This window comes from Thermopirellula anaerolimosa, from assembly GCF_054657335.1.
In genome coordinates this window covers 1,970,032-1,991,993 of the sequence record NZ_BAAHYX010000006.1, presented here as the reverse complement: position 1 = coordinate 1,991,993, position 21,962 = coordinate 1,970,032, and the positions used below count along the sequence as shown (strand labels likewise).

The window sequence follows — 21,962 nt, the reverse complement described above, 5'->3', positions numbered from 1 at the left end:
ATGACCGCGCCGGCGCGATGACCCCGCCCGCTCATTCGCTTGCGTCCTTTCGCAATCCCAAACGGCGCAACAGGCCGGGGCGATGGGGCGCCGCCGTCGCCTCCGCGGACTTTTCCTCATCCAAGGCCGCGGTCGCATCCGGAGTGCTCAAATCCGTCCCGTCCTCCGCCAAAGGACCGCGGAATTCCTGATCGGACGGCGAGGATTGGGGCGCGTAGCGTCGCCCGGGTTCCGGCAGGGCGTCCACCTCGAATCGCGCCGTCAAGTATCCGCCCGCCTTGGCCCGTTGCAGCATTTGCACCACTTCGGGATACGTCCCTCCCAATTCCACGACGGCACGAACGACCTCGTCCAAGTCGTCCGAGACGAACCGCTTTTGATCGGGTTCGTTGGGAGTGAACTTGGAGACCACGATCTTGCCCGGCTCGCGACTGGTCACCATGATCCGGTTGCCGGCCTCGAGGAGCGGCGGGTTATTGAGGCGGATGTGGGAACCGAAGATCACCAATTCCGGTCGGCGACTCTTGGTCACGTGGACCATGGCGGGACCGTCCACGTTCAGAACGTGATACCAGAATTGATCGCCCAACCGCTCGCCCATGATGACGGGGTCGTTGGGGTTCAGCGTGGTAAGGGCGCGGAAGGCCCCGTATCGGGTCTCGGCGCTCGACGAGGACAGCATCGACCGCAATTGCTCGACCGATTCCAGGTCGTTCAAGGTGCCCAGCGCCGACAGGGCGTACACGCGAAAAGCCGGTTCGTCGCGGGCGATCTGACCGAGGACGGGCGCGGCGTCCGGGCAATCCAGGTAGGCCAGCGCCTCGGCGGCGTAGAAGCGGACCGGCGTTTGCGGCGATTGCAGGGCCTCCTTCAGCGCCGAGAGCGCAGGATTGCCCATCGCCTCCAACTTGATGGCAGCCGAGGCGGCGGTATCGGGGTTCATTAATTGCTGTTGCAGTTCGCTGATGCGGCGGACGCGGTCCGTCTCGTTGTCCTTCAGCGGAATGGCGCGAATCACCGCCAGGTAGCGCTCGATGTTGTCCTTGTAGCGCGGGTGCACCTTCAGTTCGATGTATTCGTTGGTCTTGGCCTTGGCTACGCCCTCTTGAACTCCCCGATGGACCAGGGAGAAGCGGCGATTGACCACGGTTTGAATGCGGGCGCTGTTGAACACCGATTGGTGTTCCGGCTTGAGAACCAGCCCCAAAGTGCGGGAGGTGCGCGACACGCCGCCGCCCAGGATGACGCCGCGGGTGGCGTAGATCGGGTCCTTGGCGGGATCGGCGTTGGGATCGACCAAGACCGGTCCCTCGCCGGACGCCAGAACGCGACCTTCGCGAATGGCGCCCCCCAAAACCGCCATTTCTCGCATGGGGACTTCCAGCAGGTATCCGCCCAGCAAGCTCTTGGTCTCGCTGCGGGAGGGCACGCGAACCTCGATATCGAAGCGGTCGCCGCGCTGAATACCCGGCCGCAGATAGCCCCGAAGCAGGACGAGGGAGGTATCCGGCGAGGCCAGCACGGTGTTGGGCGAATCCACGCCGCGACGTTGCATTTCGGAAAGGAGGTATTGCCTCTCGGGCGAGGGCAGCGGGTCGCTCCCGGTTCCTCTCAAACCCGTTACCAGGCCGACGGCCTCGACGGGAATGGGGTGCAAGCCGTAGGGGACGGCCAAATCGCCGACGATATCCGCGTTCTCGCTTGTGGCTTCGTCGAGACGGCGTGTCGCGTCGCCCCGCGACCAAAGCGAACAGCCGCTGGAAACGACCAGCGACAAAAGACCGGGAACGGCGATAGCAAGGCACTTTACGACGGGCTTCATAGTGGAATGGCATCCTTGCCAAATAGGTCGCGATAGGACCGGCGGCGCCGCGACGACCGCCTGCCCGATCCCTGGATGACGGACTCCGCCCCGCCGTTCGCGCCGCCTCACGGCGCGGCGGGCCCGGCGAACACTGGGCGGTTGGCGGGTAGGTTACCCGCACCCCCCTGGTTTCCACAATACCAGTTGCGGCACCCCCCGCTTGTAGGGCAGGAGCGACTTACCAAGAAATCTTAAGCAAATAATTTTCGCTTGAGCCGAAATCTCACTTGGAGCATAAGATAGATTGAGCGACAATTCCGCGGCGGTTGTGAGTTGGTTCCTCAGGCGCCCCCCGCCCGGACCGGCCTTTTCCGATCGGCTTGCCCGAGCGTCCGCGTGTCCCCGCCTCGCCCCACTCCGCCGTTTTTACCCGGATTCGATGCCGCCCGCACAATTTTTTCAGGAGCCGTTCCTCATGAGTTCGGAACACTACTTGTTTGTGACGGGGCGCTTGGCCGAGCCTGCCCTGCGGCGCATGCTTCCCGATCTCGCGGAGTGTTTCGATTTCGAGTACAGCGTGGCCGTCATGCCCATCACTGTGGCCGCCCTAATGAGCACAAGCTGGGTGGCCGAGCGATTGGAGGTCCCCGAGGCGGCGACGCGTATCCTTTTGCCGGGCCATTGCCGGGGAGATTGCGAGGTTCTGGAGTCGCGGACGGGACGCCGTGTGGAACGCGGACCTGCCGATCTGCACGACCTGCCGCGCTACTTCCGGGACAAGAATCGTCCCGCGGCGGTGGGTGAGGATTATAGCCTGCGGCTTGCGGCGGTGATCAAGGAGGCCTCGGAATACTCGCGCCCGCTGATTCACCAGCAGGCCGAATCGCTCCTGCACGACGGGGCGGACGTGATCGTCCTTTCTCACGAAAGCCGCGAGCCTTGGCCCGCCGCCAAGGCGACCATCCGATCCTTGGCCCAGTCGGGGCATCGGGTGTGGGTGCGAAGTAGGGATCCCAAGGTGCAACAAGCCGCCATCGAGGCGGGGGCGCAGTACGTCGAACCTTTCGGTCTGGAGACGGCCGACCTCTGGAAACGGCACAAGACCGTCGCCGTCGTTACGCCCGACTTTCCCGGCACCTGGGACGGCGTAGAGGAAAAGGTCCGATGGCTCCAACGGCACAAAGTGCCCTGGATACTGCAGATCTGTTTGACGCCGATCGGGATGGGCTTCGCGCCCAGCATCTTCCAACTCTACGAGGCCGCCGCAAAATGGGAGGGCGCCGAGCTGAGCATGGACCTGTGCCCCCTGCTGATCCATAGCCGCGCTGATTCCGCCCCCATGCTGCTTTTGATGCTCGGCTTGGCCGAGGAGTTGGGGTTCCGCTTCGTGCTCACGACGCAAAGCGTGAATACGGCCAGGACGTCCGTCCGCGAATGCGACTGGATTCGCCGCCTGACGTTCGCGGCGCGCCGCTACGGGATTTCCATCCGCAACCTAGACTATCAGTTGGCCATGCTCCGCGATCCTCAGCCCGCCGACAACCGCGAATTCGTCGACGATTTGGCGACGCGGATCTCGGACCCGTCGCCGCGTGTGTTCGTCTCGGGGCGCGAGTTGCGCGTGCTGGGTTTCGGCCGCGACATCCGAGGCGACGACGCCTACGACGTCTTCGAGCAACTCTTGGAGGCCGCTTCCGCCGCCAAACGATCCGTAGATTCGCGGACCGCCTTCTACCTGGGTTACGAGATGGCCAAGGCCGCCGTGGCCGGATTGTTGGGCAAAAACTATTCCCAGGACGAGGCGCTGCACTGGGGGATGCACACGGTGCTCGAACCGTCCCGCGCCGAGCGGCGGCAGCGTCGTCTCGCCCGACGGAAGGCCGTCCAAGCCTGCGAGGAGACGTAGGAGTCGCCCGTGTCCGCCGGCCCCTTGCCCCTGATTCACGAAGCGCCGTACGTGGAGATCGAGACGCTGTTGCCGCGGTGGGCCGAACTGCCCTACTGCGCATGGCTGGACGCCGCGGCGCCGCATGAGGCGACCGGCCGATTCTCGTTTTTGGCGGCCGATCCCTACCAGGTTTGGACGATCCCTCCCGGCGCCTCGGCATCCCTCGCGCTGCGGACCTTGCAGGAGGCTGCGGAAACCGTGTCGCGTGCGAATGCGACGTCCGAATCTCTTTGCCCCAGCCCCTTCCAGGGCGGCTTGATCTGCCTGTGGAGCTATGAACTGGGGCGATACTTCGAGGAGCGGCCTATCCCCGCTCCGCCCTATTGCGACCAAGGATTTCCGCTCTTTTGGGCGGGTTTGTACGACGTTGTGCTGGCGATCGATCACCGAGAGCGACGAAGTTGGCTCATCTCGCAGGGGTTTCCCGCGGCCGGGCCGATCGAGCGGCGACGCCGGGCCGAAGCGCGGGCGAACCGATTCCGGATTCTATTGGATCGGGCGTCGCGCAAGGGGGGAGTTGAGCCGACCGGCCCACGCGATCAGTCGCAGTCGATCGAATCGACGGCATTTCCGCCCGGTCCCGTAAGGCCCGTCGCGTCCGGCCTTTGGAGCAACTTCTCCAAAGAGGAATACCCGGCGGCGGTGCGGCGCATTGTGCGTTACATTCGGGCGGGAGACGTCTTCCAGGTCAATCTGTCGCAACGGCTGTATCTCCCCGCCTCCTGCCACCCACTCGCGGCGTACACGACCTTGCGACGCAAGAACCCGGCGCCGATGGGCGGCTATTTGGACCTCGGCGGGCGGCAACTGCTGTCCACCTCGCCCGAGCGGTTGGCCCGTATACAAGGCCGTCGAGTGGAGACCCGACCGATCAAGGGAACGCGCCCGCGCCACCGCGACCCGGCGCGCGACGCCGAATCGGCTCAGGCCCTTGCGTGCGGGGAAAAGGAGCGGGCCGAAAACACCATGATCGTGGACCTGCTCCGCAACGATCTGTCGCGCGTCAGCCGCGCCGACGGCGTCCATGTAACGGCCTGGAACCGCGTGGAGTCGTATGCCGGCGTGCATCATCTCGTCTCGGTGATCGAATCCGAGTTGCTGCCCGACAAGACCTGGCGCGACGTGATGCAATCGATCTTTCCGGGCGGTTCCATCACCGGGGCGCCCAAGATCCGCGCTATGGAAATCATCGCGGAGTTGGAACCTCATGCCCGAGGACCGTATTGCGGTTCGCTGGGCTACGTATCGTACTCCGGCCAAGCCGATTTCAATATCCTGATCCGCACGGTCTTGGCGGAGCGCGATTGGTGGATCGTGCCCGTCGGCGGCGGCATTACGGCGCAGTCCGATCCCGCCGAAGAGTACGCGGAAACGTGGCACAAGGCCCGGGCGATGGTCTCCGCCCTTAACGGCGGTCTCTTCGATTCGCCTCACTGCAAAGACGCCGCTTACTCCGCCAACTTACCCTGATCGAGCAGTTCCCAAAACTCGGCGGGCGGGTAGAGGCGATCTTCGATTCCCCAATCCGATTCTCCGAAGGCGGTCCCGATTTCGCGCAGGCTCGTCATGCCGCGGACCACATCCAGCCCGTTTTGAATCCGCGAGGGCGTGAACACGAGTCGTTCCAGCATCAGCCAGCGGAGCGGACTCAAGTCCTGGACGGGCGTTCGGGCAATGTGGAGTCGCTTGAGCGGCATGCCCTTCAGCGGTCGTAAATCCTCCACCGCCGTGCCCGCCAAGGTGAGGCTTTCCAGCGGCGTCGTGGCCAGCGGGGTAACGTCCTGAACCGGAGTGTCGTTCAGCCACAGGCTTTGCAGCGGGCATCCCGCCAAGGGAGTCAGGTCGCGGACCTTGGTGCGAACCAGATTGAGTTGTCGCAGCGGACAGCCGCGGAGCGGCGTGAGGTCTTCGATGCCCGTCTCGCTTGCCGAAAGGAACTCCAGCGGCATACCCTGGATCGGCCGCAAATCGACGACCCGGGTGCGATCGATCGCCAGTGCGGTCAAAGGCAACCCCTGCAAGGGCGTCAAATCCTCGACGCCGCATTGGAACAGGTCGAGCTTGTGGATGCGCAAACCGGCCAAGGGGCGGATGTCGGCAACCGCGGGGTCATTGACGGCAACCACGACCTCACCGCCTTGCTGCTCCATGACGGCGTCTCCTTGAAATCCCGGATTGGCTGCGCGGAGTTGTGCCGTCAACGCCTCCGCATCGACTTCGCTCAGCGTCGCTTGGGCGGCATTCGCGGCGGGACCGGCGCCCTCTTGTTGGGACGCGGCGGGATCCTTCGATGCCTCCTGGGAGGATGCTGTCGGCGCGGCAGGGGTGTCGGATGCCCGCGGGGCTTCCTTCGGCCCGGAACATCCCCAAAGGACGCGCGCCGAGATCAGAATCGCAAACCAGGCACCGCATTGGGACGAAAGCGACCGCGGACGCAAGGGGATGGCAAACGGCATGACGAAGTCTCCGGGCTGCGTGATCGGAGTGAGAACGGGAAATGCGACAAGCCGCCAAGCCGCCGTCGCTTCTTCGAGTTTACGCCAAGCCGGCGGCTTAGGGAACGGATGCAGAACGCAAGCGCATTTCGCGAGCGCGAGCCTTGAACGAAACAGGGAGCCTTGGGCGTCACCCCGAGGTGGGTGCGTCACCCCGAGGTGGAGGCGTCAGCCCGAGGTGGATGCGCTGCGCGCGGCCTTTTCGAGATTCTTGCGACTGCGATAGCGCCCTTCCCATTGCATTCTCTCGTCGATGTCGCGAGCACGTAGCTTTCCCTTTTAGCTTGCCATTGCCAGACATCGCGAAAGACAGCGACACAACCTTTTTTTCAACCGCAGAACTGTGTCGGATCTTTAACAGATTTCTAACAGTTCTCTCACAATTCCCTAACAATTCGTCCCTATATTGACTCTGAAACGAGCGGAAAGAAGCGGCGGAAAAACGTAGTCGTCGGGCGAACAGGCGCCGGTCCGGTCGGCTGAAATGCGAGGCGCCGAGTCAGGAGTAGGAGGTTGTCGCCATGTCGTATCGTGTCCCCACTTTCGGAAAGGGCCGCAGAGTCGGCTTCACCTTGGTGGAGTTGTTGGTCGTAATCGCCATCATCGGCGTCTTGATCGCGCTGTTGTTGCCCGCCGTGCAGGCCGCGCGCGAGGCGGCGCGCCGCTCGCAATGCACCAATAACCTCAAGCAAATCGGATTGGCCATGCACAACTTTCAGGATACGTATGGCCGCTTGCCGACCGGCGCCCGCGACGGCGACCACCGCAAGCCCGACGGGCTGGACGCCTGTTGCAATTCCCGCACCCGCTACGGTTGGAGCTTTTGGTACCACATCCTCCCGTTCGTAGAACAGCGGACGGTGTACGAACTGGCCGGTGACGCCGACGACCCGACCACCATTGGATCCGGTCAGAACTCGAAGGAAAACATCGTCGCCCAGCAAGCCGTTACGGTTTATTACTGCCCGTCTCGCCGAATTCCGGAACCCATCGGCAGCGGCAAGTTCTACCGCAGCGACTATGCGGGAAACGCCGGTGAGCGCGATACCGCCGACATCCGATCCTCAAACAGCAGCGGCGGAAAGCACGGCGTGATCATCCAGACCGACCGCGGCACTACCCGAGTCGAACTGATTCGCGACGGTTCCTCCAACACCATCATGGTGTCGGAAAAGGCGTTGCACCCGAAATCCTTCGGGAGCGACGGCGGCGATAACGAACGCTGGAACAACGCGGGCTGGGACGAGGACATCGTCCGGTTCGGCGGAGGCAAGCTAAGCGACGGCACCACCTACGGCATTACGCCGATTCCGGATAACAAGGCCCCCTATAACCCCGGCAGCGGATGGACGACCGTCACCGATCCCGGCGGGCGGACGTGGGGGCAGTGGCACCCGTTCTTCGGATCGTCGCACCCGGGCGGAGTGAACGCTTGCATGGCCGACGGCGGCGTCCGATTCGTGTCCTTCACGATCCAGCATGAGGTCTTTCGCCGACTGTCCCTCAGCGACGACGGAGAACCGGTCGAAAACTGACGCGATCCGAATCCACAGATCCACCCGCCAGGCCGACGGATTACCCGCGGTGCATCGCCCGACATCCCGCCTAGGTCGCTACCTAACAGCGCCGCGGGTAATCCCAGGCCGCTTTCCTGGTTTTCGATCCAGACAACCTTGCTCATGACCGCTTTCGCGGAGAGCGCGACGTCGGGTGGAACGGCGGGATAACGAAAGACGAAATTGCGATACATGGAGGATAAATCTCATGACCTTGATTCGCTGCGTTCTTTTGGTTTTGGTTGCGTGGCTTACCGTGCCGGGTTGCAATCGCACCCCACCCGCCCCGCCGCCCATGACACCTGAAACACAGGCCGCCATTCAGGCCGAGGATCAACAAGTCTTCGACGCCGAACGTGCTCAACGTTGAACCCCATGAAACGGGCTGCAAAGACTCGACTGCCGGTCAAGCTACAGCTTATTGCGGTTGTTCTTTTGAAAGCCTAAATTGACGTCCGATTATTCAGGAGAATACGTATGCTGCGTCTTTCCTTGAATGCTCCTTATAGAAAGTCCGACCGTTGCGCCCGACCGGGCTTCACCTTGGTGGAATTGTTGGTGGTGATCGCGATCATCGGCATTTTGATCGCCCTGCTGCTCCCCGCCGTGCAGGCCGCCCGCGAGGCGGCACGACGATCGCAGTGCACCAACAACCTCAAGCAATTGGCCCTTGGGATGCACAACTATCACGGCGCGGTCGGCGTGCTCCCCTTCGGCTTCAGCGATCGGGAGCAATCGTGGCACGCGATGCTTTTGCCGTACATCGAGCAGAAGAATCTTTACGATACATTGATTTTCGACGAATCCGGGCCGGGTAATTGGGACTCCGGTTCCGCCAATACCAAGGCGTGCCAAACCGTCATCCCGGCCTTCCGTTGCCCTAGCCTGCCGATTGCGGAGCGGTTCGATTACAACAACATTCCGGGCCGGGTGCCCACCAGCTACAACGGCGTGGCCTCGTCGCAGGCGGCCTCCGACGACTTGAGCACCATCCCGCCGGGGCACCCCCAGGTCGCGCTCGAACAGTATCCGCTCGACGGCGTCCTTTTCGGCAACAGCAAGATCCGACTCGACGATTGCAAGGACGGTACCAGCAACACCGCCATGTTCGGCGAAATGCACACCGATCCCGAGTATGTTAAGGACAATCAGGGCATGGATTACTGGCAGATCGGCCTACCGCAGACCGGCGGTTGGGTCCAAGGCGGCAAGGGGGGCACGGAGTACTCCGAAGCCCTCGCCTCGACCTATCCCAAAATCAATGCCTGGCGCGATCCCACCGTGCACGGGGTGCTGATGGAGATCTCTTTCGGCAGCTATCACCCCGGCGGCGCCAACTTTGCCTTCTGCGACGGTTCGGTGCGATTTCTCAGCGATACCATCGACCTGGCCGTCTATCAGGGAATCGGTTCCCGCAACGGACAAGAGACGCCCGGTTCGTTCTGAGATCGGCGATTGGCAATAAGACGATCTTCGGCCGACGCCGCTCAACGGCCTTCGAGGCGGAAGGCTCACAACGGAGGACACGGCATGAGATACACTTTGCTTGGCATATCGCTTTTCTGCGCCGTCTTGCTTGGTTCCGGTTGCAACATGCAACCCACGGTGGACTATTCCAAGCTCGATTTGGTATCGGGTACGGGGACGGTCAATCTGAACGGACAACCGCTCCCCGACGCCGTGGTCATGTTCGAGGACCCGGAAAGCGGGACCGTGTGCGTGGGCTTGACCGACGCATCGGGCCGCTACCAACTTCAAGTGGACTCGCGGAAGAAGGGCGTCACCGCAGGCCGCAAAATCGTCCGCATCAGCACGGCGACGCGGATTCCCGGCCTGAACGTGGGGTTCGACGGCGAAGGCGGGGGAAGTGAGCAAGGCGGCGAGGGGCCTACCCCCGCTCCGCCCCAAGAGTTGGTTCCCGCCCGTTACAACAAGGCCTCGACGCTCACCGTCGAGGTGACGCCGAGCCAAACGACCTATGACTTCGACTTGACGTCGCCTTGAGCGGCGCCAAACGCATCCCGCGCCGGGAGACCGTCGTCCGTCCCGCAACCTGCCCCGACCCCTTGCTTGCCACGGCGGTTTCCCGGCCCAATCATTCCTTCGGTCGGACAGTGGGGCGAATCACCAAGCAGTCGATCGCTTTCATGGCGGCCTTCAAGCGTTCGAAGGTCGCCTCGTCGGGACAGATGCCGACGATCGCGCCTCCGGAACCGGCGAATTTGGCGGAGACGCCGCATTGCCGAGCGGTCTCCACCATACGAATGTGATCCGGGGCCAGACGCAGGATGGAACGGCGCAGGTCGAAGTTGGCGTCCATCAGGCGAGAGAACTCGCGCCAGTCGTGTGCCAAAAGGGCCTCCCTTCCGCGTTCGGCGAATTCCGCAAACTTGCACATCGCCTGGACGACGGCAGGTTCCCCGCGCCGGTATCGCCCGCGAAGATCGTTGTGGATGACCTCCGTCGGTTCGGCGATCCGCGGGTCGTAGGCCAGGTAGAGCGGCGGCAAAAGGTCCAGGTCCAGCGGTTCGTACACGCCGCACGTGTAGCCTTGGATTTCCTCCATCTTGTCCTCGGCGAAATCCATGTACACAAGACCCTCGTACACCTGGATCACGCGATCCTGCAAGCCCGCCGCGATTCCCAATTCGTCCGTCTCCACGGAGAGGATGAGCGAAGGCTGCACGCGCCGCGGAATCGTGACGCCGTAGAAATCCATCAGGCAGCGCAGCACGGCGGTGATGATGGCGCTGGAACCGGCCAAGCCCACCTGCCGGGGAATGGTGCTCTGATAGCGGATGGAGAAATTCCGATCGTGCAGCGCGATTCCCTGCGCGTCGCAATACTCGACGAACTTCTTAATGGTGGCCTTGACCAAGCGGACGCCGCCGTAGTAACCGTGCAAACGCACGTCCCGGGCCAAGTCGCGGATCGACCGGAACTTGCTTTGATCCTCTTGGCTGAGCACCAATTCCAGGCGGTCCCATTCGTACAGCACGGCCTCGGCGCGAAAATCGCGGATGATCGCCGAGATCGTCTTGCCGTGGTATCCGTCGGAAGGATTTCCCAGGAGACCGGCACGGGCGTAGGCGTAACGTCGAATTAATTCCATGGCGAATTCGTTCCCGCCGGAAGGGTAAGGAGCGCGACCCCGACGAAAGCGGTCGCGGACCGCCGCCACCGCTTGTTCTGCCGCGTCACGCTTGGCCGATTGGGCGCGATCACGGCAGTTCCCGTACGAATTGCCGCAATTCCGGGCCGTACTCAGGGTCGGCCAAAGCGAATTCCAAAAAGGCCTTGAAGTAGCTCTCGAAGTTGCCGATATCGAACCGACGCTCGGACGGCGGGAGGCGGATGCCCAGCACCTTGCCGCCGCTTTGGATCAGGCGCTGCACGGCGTCGGTCAACTGGATTTCGCCGCCCTTGCCAGGTTCGGTCGCGCGGAGATGCTCGAAGATGGCGGGACTGAAGACGTACCGCGCGGCCACGGCCAAGTCGCTGGGGGCTTCGGCGGGCGAAGGCTTTTCGACGACTCCGCTCAACCGAAACACTTCGTGCTCCGCGTCCGGCATTCGCTCCGGTTTCGCGATGCCGTAGTGGACCACGTCTTCCCGGGGCACGATCTCGAAGGCGATCACGGCGTCCGCGCCCTGCTGCTGGAACTCGTCGATCATGCGGCGGACGACCAGCGACTGGGCGTGCAGGCCGATGATGGAGTCGCCCAAGGCCGCCACGAAAGGCTCGTTGCCCACCGCCGCCGCCGCGCACAGGATGGCGTGTCCCAGACCGAGTTGCCGGCGCTGCCGCGTGTAGAAATAGTCGAGGTCCGCCCGTTCGAACGCCAACTCCTTGAGCAGGTCCTCCTTGCCCGATTCGCGGAGGCTCTCGACCAACTCCACGTCGATATCGAAGTGGTTTTCGATGGCCGTCTTGCCCGGACCGGTGACGAAGAGAAACCGCTCCACGCCGCAGCGGGCCAACTCCTCCACCACATATTGCACGACCGGTTTGCGACCCACCGGCAGCATTTCCTTGGGCTGGCTCTTGGTCAAGGGGAGCAGTCGCGTCCCGCGTCCCGCCACCGGAACCACCGCCACGTTGATCTTGCCGTCCGACATATCGATCCTCGAATTCTTGGATGCGTCGCTTCCCTGCCCGACCTATTCCGCGCCGACGCGCCCGATGCCCCAACGCCGCGGGTCGAGCGTCGCCGGGCCGCGCCGACCTCATGATCGCAGGATACCCCGACAATGCTCTTGGAAATATAGGTGATGCCGGCAGTCGTGCAAATGGGCCATGGCCGAAACGCAACACCCAACGCGCCCGCGCGCAACCCGGCAAGGGACTTCAGAGAAAAAGGAGCCTCAGGCGTCAGCCCGAGGTGGGTGCGTCGGCCCGAGGTGGATTTGCGATTCGCACCACAGGAGCCGCTAGCGTGAGCTAGCGGTGTTTTGGTGCGCGACGTGCGTCGCGGTACGTTGGGGGTGTCCACCGCCGGCTTACGCCGGCGGCTCCAATGTCTGCTGCGCCATCGTGCAAACCCTAGAGCCACCAGCGTTAGCTGGTGGTGGGCCTGAACTATCCACACACAAACTGGAGCCACCAGCGTTAGCTGGTGGTTGGCGTGGTATTCGCGTCGTTGTTGTTGATCCGCCCTGGGTAGCGCCAAACCCACCACCGGCTTACGCCGGCGGCTCCAATGCCGGCAGCTCGTGTTGTTGCTGCAAAAATCGTATCGAGGCATGAAGAGGTGGATGCCGCGAGGGTCCTTCACCGCGTAAACTGGCGGAAAAGGAAGCCCCGATTCGCCATCGACGGGTCGCCGCGGTGCGGGAGGCGGGCACTTTTGCCTTCGGCGCGACGACCGCGACTCGATACCCGCGCGGAGATGGAACGCATGGAACGTCATTTCTTGGGTTGGGATCGCCCGCTGCCGGTCTCCGCGGTCGAATGGTTCCTCGCTCAGCAAAGTGATACAGCGACGGCCACGGCCGACTTTTCCGACTGGATAGCGGTATTTCCCACCGCCCGAGCGGGGCGTCGCTTTTTGGAGTTGCTCGCCCATCGTCTCCAGGCCCGACGCAGGGCCTTCCTCCCGCCTTTCGTCGTCACGGTGGGCGGCTTGCCCGAGTTGTTGTACCAAAACCGGCGCCCGTTCGCGTCGCCGACCGTCCAATCGCTGGCTTGGGTCGCCGCCCTGGAGGAACTGCGGCGGCGGAGTCCCGAGAGCGTGGCGCGGATTCTGCGGCGTCCGCCCGCCGCGGACGATCTGCACGAACGACTCCAAGCCGGGGAGTGGTTCGCCCGTTTGCACGCCGAGCTTTCGGGGGCGGGTCTGACGTTCGAGGACGTCGCCCGCGAGGCCCCGCAACGCATCGCCGATTTCCCCGAGGGTCCGCGCTGGGAAGCCCTGGCCGAACTGCAACGATGCTATTTGGAGATTTTGGACGCCAACGGCTACTGGGACGTCCAAACGGCGCGGCTCCACGCGGTCCGGAACGGGGAATGCCGCGCGACGCGCCGCATCGTGCTGGTGGGAATCGTCGATCCGCCCCGGATTGTGCGAGCCATGCTGGACGCGGCGGGCGATCAGGCGGCGGCTTTGGTGGCGGCACCCCGGGAAGAGGCCGACCGCTTCGACCCCTGGGGGACCTTGATTCCCGAGGCATGGCGCGCGTTGCCGCAACCGCCCGACCCCGACCGCATCTCCGTGGTCGATCAGGCCGTGGAACAGGCGGCCAAGGTCGAGGAGGCGTTGCGGCAATGGAGCTTGGATCATGCGTCGGGCGAAATCACGATCGGTTTGGCCGATGAATCGCTCGCCCCGTTGCTCCTGCAAATCTTGGAGCGACTGGAGGTGCCCGCCCGGTACGGTCCCGGCGTCCCCGTCACCGAATCCCTTCCCTGGCGATTGCTGAGCGGCCTTTCGGCGTATGCCTCGAGCGGGACGGCGGAAGACCTGGTCGCGCTGCTGCGCCACCCCTGGGTGGAAAGCTATTTGCGTCGAACGGGCGTCGAGCACGACGACATCCTCTCCGCCGCCGATCAGTGGATGCAGCGACATCTGCCGCTGGACGCCGCGGCGGGCATGGAAACGACCGGCGAATTCTCGGCATCTATGAAGCGAGCGTACGCCCGTTTGACGGAAGCCGTCGGACCGCTTCTCCACGCCGGGCCTATGCCGCCGCAGTATTGGGCGGACGGGATCGCCCAAGCCCTGGCCGAGTTCTTCGACGCCGCTCGCGATACCTTCGGGCAGGCCGGCCCGGATGCGGCGAATGACTCGCCGTCGCCGATCCGCGACGAACAGGCTTGGCGCGAGGCGTGCGATCACATCGCCGCCGGGTTGCACGCTTGGCTGGACGTCCCCGACTCCCTCTGGAAACGGGCGGGACTCTGTCTGACCGGCAAGGATTGGCTGCCGCTATTGGAGCGAGAGCTTCGCGGGTGTCGTTTGCCGCCCAAGCCGCTGCCCGACGCCGTGGAACTGGTCGGCTGGTTGGAGATTCCGTGGGACGACGCCCGAGCCGTCATCGTAACGAACATGAACGAGGGTTTGACGCCTTCGACGACGGGGAACGATCCCTTCCTCCCCAATCGGTTGCGAGAGGCGTTCGAACTGAACGACAACGCCCGACGGTTCGCACGGGACGCGTACGGCTTGACGCTGTTGATCCAGGGCCGCGCAGAGTGGCGGTTGATCGCCGCGCGACAAACCCTGGACGGCGACCCCTTGCTCCCCAGCCGACTCCTCTTCTCGCGTGAAAAAGAGGTCTTTTTGCGGCAGGTGGAGCGCTATTTCGATCGTCCGGAGACCGCGCCCGGTCGCCTTTTGCCGAGCGTTCCACCCGTCGCGGCGGACAGTCGGGAAGACCCCTGGGCTCCTCCGCCGCCGGAACCGTTGCCCCCGCCCGCCGAGATGCGCGTCACCGAGTTCCGCGACTACTTGGCTTGTCCCTATCGCTACTATCTCCGCCATCGGTTGCGACTGGAATCTTGCTCCGACGACGTGGAGGAGCTTTCAGCGATGGACTTCGGCACTTTGGCGCACCAGGTGCTGAGCGAATTCGGGCGATCCAAACAAAAGGATTCGGACGACCCGAACGAAACGGCCGATTACTTGGCCGCGCGCTTGGATCGCCTGGTCAAGTCGCGGTTCGGTGCCGGACCGAAGCCCGCCGTGGCCGTCCAGGTCGAACACCTCAAACAGCGACTGGCGGCCTTCGCCCGACGGCAGGCGGAACGCGCGCGGCAAGGCTGGCGGATCGAAACCTGCGAATACTCCCTGTCGGGAGCGTTGGGACCGCTCGACGAACCGGGGCTTGCCGTGTCCGTCGTCGGCCGCGTCGATCGAATCGACTATCACCCCGAGCAGAACGCGTTCGAGATTCTCGACTACAAGTTAGGCGACGCGGGGACCGGACCGGAGGAGGCCCACCGCAAGCGTCTGCGCGACCCGACTCGCCCGCCGCATCTGCCGGAGAGCCTCTGGGAAAAGCTCGTTCATCGCGGCGAGTCCGTCACACGCTGGGTCGATTTGCAGTTGCCGCTCTACGAATACTTGGTCCGCGACTTTTTAACCCGGAAAGCCCCGGAGCCTTCGGGCCGTCGCGACGCACCGACGATTCGGCTCGGCTATTTCCTGTTGCCCAAGGATGTCGGCAAGACGGGCACGGAATTCGTGAACTGGAGTCGCGCGGAATTGGACCATGCGGTGGAAGCGGCCCGGGAGGTGATTCGCTGCGTGTGCCGGGGCCGATTCGGTCCGCCCGCCGATCCTCCGCCCCCAGGGTTCGACGACTTGAATCGCATCATCGGCAAGACACGTTAGCCGCCGAACTTGCTCGGCAAAGAATCGACAAGAGTACCAGGCGTTGTCGAACCGGCATCACCGGCGGACGGGCACCCCGGCGGTCGAAACGCGGCCAACCATGGTACCAAACGAAGGCGCTACGGTATGAAGGACTCCACGAACCGTTCCCACCCCAGGCACTTGCTGATTCGCGCTTCGGCGGGATCGGGAAAGACGTTTCAGTTGATCCACGGCTTGGCGCGGTTGCTGCTGTCGGGACGCCCCGTCGAGAGCATTTTGGCCACCACGTTCAGTCGCAAGGCGGCGCGCGAGATACTCGATCGACTCCTCGGCCGATTGCTTTCCGCGGCCCAACGTCCCGAGCAAGCCCGAGATTTGGCCAAGGTCGTCGGCACGACGCTCGGCCCCAATGACTGCTTCGAACTGCTCCGCGAACTGGTCGATCGCCTGGACCGGATCAATATCTGCACGCTCGATAGTTTCTTCGTCCGCGTGGCGCAACGCTTCCGCCTGGAATTGGATCTGCCCTGGACGTGGACCATCTTGGACGAGGAGGCGGATCGGCGACTGCGATTGCGGGCAATCTCGGAGATGCTGGCCGCCGAGCAAAGCACGGATGCCGCCGACTGGATGCGGCTCTTGACGAAGGGACAAGCCGTTCGCTCCGTGACCGATCAACTCCTGGAACTGGTCTACCAGCTTTACGACCTGGTCTTTCTCGAGTCCGAGGAGGCGGCCTGGTCCGTCATTCCTGCCGCGAAAGAGCTTTCGGAAAAAGAGTTGCAATCCCATCTCCGGGTATTGGACGGGCTTGCCTCCTGGTATGCCGATCGCCCGGGATCCAAGCCCGACGGTCGCGTCGTCAACGCGCTTATTGCCGGGGCGGAGAAGGCCCGAGCGGGAGATTGGGAGAAATTCTTGACGACTGGTATCGCCAAGGCCGTCGCCGGCGGCACGGGCATATATCACCGCAAGCCCATCGACGATGAGTTGTTGGAGGCCTATCGACCGGTCGTCGAGCACGCCCAAGCGGTGCTCCGCAACCGCATTCGTCGGCAAACCGCTACGATTTTCCACATGCTCCGCGAGTTCCATGCCTGCTACGAGACGGCGAAGCGACGGCGGGGCGGCGTGACGTTCGCGGACGTCACGCGGCATGTGCGCGACGGTCTGGCCGCCTCGTGGCGGACTTCGCCCTTGCCCGGCTTTCGCCTCGACGGCACCGTCGAGCACCTATTGCTCGACGAGTTCCAAGACACTTCGATGCCGCAATGGGAGGCCCTGCGTCCGTTGGTGGAGCACATTCGGTCGGGCAAAGAAGGAACGTTCTTTTGCGTGGGCGACGTCAAGCAGTCCATCTACGGTTGGCGGGGGAGCGAACCGGCGATCATCGAGAACCTGCCCAACGAGATTCCGGAACTGGCGACCATGCCGCTCGATGTCAGCTACCGTTCCAGCCCCGTGGTCATCGAGACGGTCAATCGCGTGTTCGAACCCCTGCCTCGGAACGCGGCCTTCGCCGCTGCCTCTAATTCCGACGAGCGTGATATCCCGCGGCAAGCGGCGGAGGTCTTCGCGGCGGCGTTCCAATCGCACGGCACGGCGCGGGAAGAACTGGACGGCTATTGCGCCTTGATGAGCAAGGAGGCCCATCCGGTCGCACGTCCCCGCGACGACGCCGAAGAAGCCGACGACGACGTGCCCGAGGAAATCTCGCCGGAATCGAGCCGCGCCGTGCAACTGATCGCTCAATTGCACCGCGATTACCCGGAGCTTGAGATCGGCGTGCTATTCCGCAAAAAGGACGCGATTCCGCCCTTGTTGTCCGGCCTGCGGCGACTAGGGATACCGGTGAGCGAGGAGGCGGGCAATCCTTTGGATCTGGCCCCCGGCGTGCGGGTCCTGCTGTCGCTGCTGCGACTGGCGGATCATCCCGGCGACAAGGCGGCGGCCTTTCATGTGGCCCATTCTCCCCTGGCTGAGACGATCGGATGGCAATCGTATTCCCGCCGGTCGTCCGCCGAGCAAGCCGAGGCCCGACGCGAACTGTCGCTGCGATTGCGAACGCAAATCGGGCTGCGCGGCTACGGCCCGGTAATTTTCGACTACGCCAAAAGCCTGCTTCCGTTCTCGGCGGTGGAGGACCTGCCGCGACTGGAACGCTTGGCGCTTTTGGCCTATGCCTACGAAACCCGCGACCGTTCCCGCGTGGACGATTTCGTCCGCTGGATCGAAAGCAGGCGAGAAGCCGAGCCGTCCCAAGGGGTCGTGCGTTTGATGACGATCCACGCCTCCAAGGGGTTGCAATTCCCGATCGTCGTGTTGCCCGATCTCGACCAGCGACTCGAAGGCCAACCGCCCAACGTGGCGGCCGATCGCAGCGATTCCGGCGGCAAATACGATTGGGTGTGCGCTTGGACCGACCGCAAACTGCGCGAGGTCGGCGTCTTGCCCGAGGGGTTTGCCGAACGCTTCGACCGGACAAGGCTTCGCGTGATTCGGGAATCGTTGTGCCTGCTGTACGTGGCCATGACCCGGGCGGTCCACGCACTCTACATGCTGATCAACCCCTCGCGCGACCATGAGCGAACGCTGCCGTTGACGTGGGCGGGGATTCTTCGAGCGGCCCTGCTATCGCCGAACGAGGACGGCGCCCCGCCCGCCTTCCAGCGCGTCCTACCTGACGAGGTCCTGTGGGAGCACGGCAAACGGGCTTGGCGACCCCCTTCAGCCCCGCCGTCGGAAGAGCGCCTGACCCCGGAGTCAACCGGAGAACCGATCCGATTCACGGGAAAGCCGCGAACTCCGCGGGCCGTGCATTGGTTGTCGCCGCACGCCCTGGAAGGCCGGGACCGACCGCTCCGCGACCTCTTTCGCCGTCCGCCGCAACGGGCGTTGGACGAGGGGAGCATCCTCCATCTGTGGTTCTCACAGATCGATTGGCTGGAGGACGGCGTGCCGGACGATCGCGTGCTGCACGATTTGGCGGCGGGCGATTTCTCCGCGAATCCGCAGTTGACGGCGGACCTCTCTCGGCTCTTGGCCGAATTCCGCCGTCTGCTGGAGGCGAAGGAATTGCGATCGCTGTTGTCGCGCAAGACGCCGGACGCATTTCTTCCGCCGCGCATCGCGCGACGATTTCCATCCCTCGACGGCGTCGACTGGGTCGTTTGGAAGGAGCGTCCCTTTGCGATCTTTCTCGACGACGGCACATTCTGCCGCGGCCAATTCGATCGGGTCACAGTGGCATACCGATCCGGCAAGCCGATTCTGGCCCAGGTCGTCGACTACAAGACGGACAAGGTGGTCCACGCCGAATCGACCGCGGAGGAAACGGACCCCCGCTTCAGCCTGGTCGCCAGGGCGGCGTTCTATCGTCCCCAGTTGGAAAAATACCGCAAGGCGGCGGCCTGCCTGCTGAGCCTTCCGGCGGATCGCGTGGCCGCCACGCTGGCGTTCGTGTACGCAGGCAAAGTTCTGGCCGTCGAGGATGCCGGAAACGAGCGTTGAGGCTGTGCTCGCCATTCACCGCCGGCTGACACCGGCGGCTCACGTTTGCGTGTTAGCCTGTGCCGCGCGGACGCTATTTTCCCAAGCCACCCTTTTCCCGAGCCACCGGCGTAAGCCGGTGGCGAAGAACTGGAGCCACCAGCGTAAGCTGGTGGTGCAAAATTGGAGCCACCGGCGTAATCCGGTGGTGAATCCTGGGTTGCGCCAAGACACCTCCAGCTTACGCTGGAGGCTCTCATGACCATCACCATTACCATTACCTCCAGAGGCTCTCATGAATGCGATGGAGACGCGTCAAAACGAATCCTGGAGCCTCCGGCGTAAGCCGGTGGTGACCCCGGGCAGTCCCGACGCGAACGCCCTCACTCGCGGCGGAGTTCCACGACGGTGGCGGAGTAGCCGGGAAGCACGACTGTGAATCCCTCCGGTCCTCGCGAGACTTCCGCTGCGACGGGGGCCACAGCGTCGGGCTTGTCCAGGCTGTTGCGAGCCCGCAGACTCCCCGGCGCTATCTGTCGGGCGTCGGCGCGCGTGACGCCCTCGGTCGGCACCTTCAGCGACAGCGTGATAGGTTGCTCCAGGGGATTGACCGCCTTGATTACCAGCACGTCACCCTGGGCGGAGCGGGACGCGGACACGTTCAAAGGCCCGGCCTCGCCTTCCAGTGCGATGCGGACGGGTTGGTAGTGTTCCCGCCAAAGCTTCATGACCACATAGTTCGGGGCGGGGAACCACTTGCGATGATCGAAGTTGATAAACGCATTGTCCCAGTCCGTCGCCGAAACGTGTCGGAGGAATAGGGCGGGCGAGGCGATCTCCACCACGCCGCCGGTCCGTTCGAAACCGTTCAGAATCCCGCCGCAATATAGGCCGGTGCGCCAGTCCGTGCTCTGCGCATTCCACTCCGAGACGAAGAGCTTGAGATCGGGATTCTTGGAGTCGGCGATGATGCGTCCGGTCTCTTCGAAGAAGGCCTCGTATGCCCGGGGACCGTCCGCGAATCGATTGGGGTCTTCGTAGTGATGGATGCTGAGGTAGTCGATCAGATCGGCGCACCGCTCGATGATGACGCGGTTCCATTGATGGGCGTCGCGTCCCATGCCGCCGCTGCCGCAGGCCGCCAGCTTGATGGACGGATCGGCGCGGCGCATGGCGGGGGCGAAGCGGCGGACCGCCTCGGCGTACGGTTCCGCCCGCATGTGCCAGGTCTCGTTGTCGATCTCCCAATACTTCACGCCGTAAGGTTCAGGATGACCGTTCGCCGCCCGAACCGCGCCCCACTTGGAATCGGCGGGACCGTTGCAGTACTCGATCCAGTCCAGCACGTCCTGCATGAATTCTTCGGGGTCGGGGTTGGGGTTCCAAGCGGGCGTACCGATGTTGACCACCAGCATCGGTTCGGCGCCGACCTTGCGGCACATGGCGATGAACTCATCGGTGCCGAAGGAGTTGACGTCCTGATCGTCCCAGAGTTCGCGGGGATAGATTTCGCGCTTATGCTGCGGACCGATGCCGGCCTTCCACCGATAAGCCGAGGCGAAGCATCCGCCCGGCCAACGGATCAGCGGCGGTTGCAGATCGTTGACCGCCTGGAGCAGATCGGGGCGAAAACCGCCCGCCGCCCAACTCTCGGGCATCAGGCTGACCTGGTCCAAGCACACGTTGCCTTTGCCTCGCAGCGCGATCTCCAGCGCCCCACGGTCCGTGTTCGCGTGCGGTCGAAGGCGGATGGGCACCTCGCGCCAGTCGTCGCCCACGCTGAAAATGCTTTGCATGGCCAGCGGTTGCGCGCCGTCCATCAGTCGGACGGACATTCCCAGGGGCGCCGTGCCGCGAACCCACAGGGAACCGACGTACCATTCGTCGCGCCGCAGCGCCAAAGGCCCTTGCCGCAACACGCTTTCGCCGTCCCGACCCTCGATGCGGACCGCGAAGCGGCTATTGAGCGGGTGTTCGTCCTCCAAAGTCAGGCGACCTTGACCGGCGAACCGCCAATGCTTGGGTGTCACGCTTTCGGAGAGCGTATCCGGCAGGCCGTGGTAAAGGACGTTGCCGAATAGATCGGTGACTTTGAGGCTGCGGAATCGGGCTTGAGTGGCCCAGGTGCCGACGCCCACCGCGCCCGTCCGATGGCCCGCGGGATCGGTCCAGTCGATGACGAGTCGGCCGTCGAGCCAAATCTGGAATCGGGTTCCCTCGCAGCGGACGCGGATGTCGTACCAGCGGTCGGTCTCGATGCGACCGTCCACACGAGGACCGACGCCGTGCCAGCGTCCCTCGCCGGTCCTTCCGCGTTCCAGTTGATGGGACCGGTTGCCCCAACCGCCCAGGTTGCACCAGTAGAAGTCCTGCTCGTTCTGCACGCGGAAGAGGATCAGAAAGCCCTCCTCGCCGCCGGTCTTTTTGGCTTGGAGCGTGAATTCATAGTCTCCCCAGGCGGGGTCGCCGAAGACCAGTCGCTGATTGGTGCCCAGTCCGCGTTGCACGACCTCGCCGTCTCGAATCTGCCACTGCCCGCCGCTCATTTCCTCGAAACTGCGGTTCCACACCAACTCACCCCACAGTCCGCCGTTGACCGAGTGGTAGATGTGCTCCAGAAAATGGCCGTACACTTTGACGTCGATGGGGTTGACCGCCTCGTCGGGCTTGACGGTGAGGACGACCTCCTGACCCCCCGCCGGGGCGAACGCGAACAGCGCTGACAGCAGCACCGGCCAGAACAAGCCGAGCCGAAAACGGCGCAAGAGGCTGTAACAGGACGCCATGAATGCGGTTCCTTTCTTCGTCGACACTCGAAAACTCTCTTGGAGCCACGGGCGTAAGCCGGTGGTGAGTC

At 63.8% G+C, this 21,962-nt stretch carries 13 protein-coding genes; 8 read left to right on the top strand and 5 right to left on the bottom strand.

Annotated elements, in window-relative coordinates:
• Positions 1–31: 31 nt before the first annotated feature.
• A complete protein-coding gene (locus ACYQ6J_RS13230; RefSeq protein WP_460184655.1) occupies positions 32–1,822 on the bottom strand; it encodes a flagellar basal body P-ring protein FlgI in 1,791 nt (596 codons plus the stop codon).
• A gap of 457 nt (positions 1,823–2,279) precedes the next feature.
• Between ACYQ6J_RS13230 and ACYQ6J_RS13225 the strand changes: the two genes are divergently transcribed.
• Together ACYQ6J_RS13225 and ACYQ6J_RS13220 are read left to right on the top strand one after the other, a co-directional pair.
• On the top strand, positions 2,280–3,710 hold the full coding sequence (locus ACYQ6J_RS13225; RefSeq protein ID WP_460184654.1) for a DUF6513 domain-containing protein: 1,431 nt from the start codon (positions 2,280–2,282) through the stop codon (positions 3,708–3,710).
• 9 nt (positions 3,711–3,719) lie between these two features.
• On the top strand, positions 3,720–5,222 hold the full coding sequence (locus ACYQ6J_RS13220; RefSeq protein WP_460184653.1) for an anthranilate synthase component I family protein: 1,503 nt from the start codon (positions 3,720–3,722) through the stop codon (positions 5,220–5,222).
• On the opposite strand, the gene ACYQ6J_RS13215 is transcribed toward ACYQ6J_RS13220, so the two are convergent.
• Positions 5,201–6,208 carry a leucine-rich repeat domain-containing protein gene (locus ACYQ6J_RS13215; RefSeq protein ID WP_460184652.1) on the bottom strand — a complete coding sequence of 336 codons (1,008 nt, stop codon included), beginning with the start codon at positions 6,206–6,208 and terminating at the stop codon, positions 5,201–5,203. The genes ACYQ6J_RS13220 and ACYQ6J_RS13215 overlap by 22 nt on opposite strands.
• A 560-nt stretch (positions 6,209–6,768) precedes the next feature.
• On the opposite strand from ACYQ6J_RS13215, the gene ACYQ6J_RS13210 reads away from it, so the two are divergent.
• From ACYQ6J_RS13210 to ACYQ6J_RS13195, 4 genes are all read left to right on the top strand, one after another.
• A complete protein-coding gene (locus ACYQ6J_RS13210) occupies positions 6,769–7,782 on the top strand; it encodes a DUF1559 family PulG-like putative transporter (protein WP_460184651.1) in 1,014 nt (337 codons plus the stop codon).
• 229 nt (positions 7,783–8,011) lie between these two features.
• Positions 8,012–8,173, top strand: a complete 162-nt coding sequence (locus ACYQ6J_RS13205; protein ID WP_460184650.1) for a hypothetical protein — start codon at positions 8,012–8,014, stop codon at positions 8,171–8,173.
• 107 nt (positions 8,174–8,280) lie between these two features.
• On the top strand, positions 8,281–9,249 hold the full coding sequence (locus ACYQ6J_RS13200) for a DUF1559 family PulG-like putative transporter (protein WP_460184649.1): 969 nt from the start codon (positions 8,281–8,283) through the stop codon (positions 9,247–9,249).
• 84 nt (positions 9,250–9,333) lie between these two features.
• Entirely contained in the window at positions 9,334–9,807 is a 474-nt protein-coding gene (locus ACYQ6J_RS13195) for a carboxypeptidase-like regulatory domain-containing protein (RefSeq protein ID WP_460184648.1), read from the top strand.
• 91 nt (positions 9,808–9,898) lie between these two features.
• Here ACYQ6J_RS13195 and ACYQ6J_RS13190 read toward each other — a convergent pair whose 3' ends face one another.
• Positions 9,899–10,915 carry a mevalonate kinase family protein gene (locus ACYQ6J_RS13190; RefSeq protein ID WP_460184647.1) on the bottom strand — a complete coding sequence of 339 codons (1,017 nt, stop codon included), beginning with the start codon at positions 10,913–10,915 and terminating at the stop codon, positions 9,899–9,901.
• Positions 10,916–11,024: 109 nt separating this feature from the next.
• Positions 11,025–11,921 (bottom strand): UTP--glucose-1-phosphate uridylyltransferase, encoded by an 897-nt coding sequence (locus ACYQ6J_RS13185; protein ID WP_460184646.1) that lies wholly within the window; start codon positions 11,919–11,921, stop codon positions 11,025–11,027.
• A 779-nt stretch (positions 11,922–12,700) separates the two neighbouring features.
• Between ACYQ6J_RS13185 and ACYQ6J_RS13180 the strand changes: the two genes are divergently transcribed.
• Positions 12,701–15,634 carry a PD-(D/E)XK nuclease family protein gene (locus tag ACYQ6J_RS13180; RefSeq protein ID WP_460184645.1) on the top strand — a complete coding sequence of 978 codons (2,934 nt, stop codon included), beginning with the start codon at positions 12,701–12,703 and terminating at the stop codon, positions 15,632–15,634.
• Positions 15,635–15,760: 126 nt separating this feature from the next.
• Positions 15,761–19,126 (top strand): UvrD-helicase domain-containing protein, encoded by a 3,366-nt coding sequence (locus ACYQ6J_RS13175; RefSeq protein ID WP_460184644.1) that lies wholly within the window; start codon positions 15,761–15,763, stop codon positions 19,124–19,126.
• A gap of 362 nt (positions 19,127–19,488) precedes the next feature.
• Here the strand turns inward: ACYQ6J_RS13175 and ACYQ6J_RS13170 are convergent, their stop codons facing one another.
• A complete protein-coding gene (locus ACYQ6J_RS13170) occupies positions 19,489–21,891 on the bottom strand; it encodes a 3-keto-alpha-glucoside-1,2-lyase-like domain-containing protein (protein ID WP_460184643.1) in 2,403 nt (800 codons plus the stop codon).
• Positions 21,892–21,962 lie beyond the last annotated feature (71 nt).

Excerpts from the sequence above, each read along its gene's own strand:
- ACYQ6J_RS13230 (WP_460184655.1), bottom strand. The coding sequence starts at position 1,822 with ATGAAGCCCGTCGTAAAGTGCCTTGCTATCGCCGTTCCCGGTCTTTTG.
- ACYQ6J_RS13225 (WP_460184654.1), top strand. The coding sequence starts at position 2,280 with ATGAGTTCGGAACACTACTTGTTTGTGACGGGGCGCTTGGCCGAGCCT.
- ACYQ6J_RS13215 (WP_460184652.1), bottom strand. The coding sequence starts at position 6,208 with ATGCCGTTTGCCATCCCCTTGCGTCCGCGGTCGCTTTCGTCCCAATGC.
- ACYQ6J_RS13210 (WP_460184651.1), top strand. The coding sequence starts at position 6,769 with ATGTCGTATCGTGTCCCCACTTTCGGAAAGGGCCGCAGAGTCGGCTTC.
- ACYQ6J_RS13205 (WP_460184650.1), top strand. The coding sequence starts at position 8,012 with ATGACCTTGATTCGCTGCGTTCTTTTGGTTTTGGTTGCGTGGCTTACC.
- ACYQ6J_RS13200 (WP_460184649.1), top strand. The coding sequence starts at position 8,281 with ATGCTGCGTCTTTCCTTGAATGCTCCTTATAGAAAGTCCGACCGTTGC.
- ACYQ6J_RS13195 (WP_460184648.1), top strand. The coding sequence starts at position 9,334 with ATGAGATACACTTTGCTTGGCATATCGCTTTTCTGCGCCGTCTTGCTT.
- ACYQ6J_RS13190 (WP_460184647.1), bottom strand. The coding sequence starts at position 10,915 with ATGGAATTAATTCGACGTTACGCCTACGCCCGTGCCGGTCTCCTGGGA.
- ACYQ6J_RS13185 (WP_460184646.1), bottom strand. The coding sequence starts at position 11,921 with ATGTCGGACGGCAAGATCAACGTGGCGGTGGTTCCGGTGGCGGGACGC.
- ACYQ6J_RS13180 (WP_460184645.1), top strand. The coding sequence starts at position 12,701 with ATGGAACGTCATTTCTTGGGTTGGGATCGCCCGCTGCCGGTCTCCGCG.
- ACYQ6J_RS13175 (WP_460184644.1), top strand. The coding sequence starts at position 15,761 with ATGAAGGACTCCACGAACCGTTCCCACCCCAGGCACTTGCTGATTCGC.
- ACYQ6J_RS13170 (WP_460184643.1), bottom strand. The coding sequence starts at position 21,891 with ATGGCGTCCTGTTACAGCCTCTTGCGCCGTTTTCGGCTCGGCTTGTTC.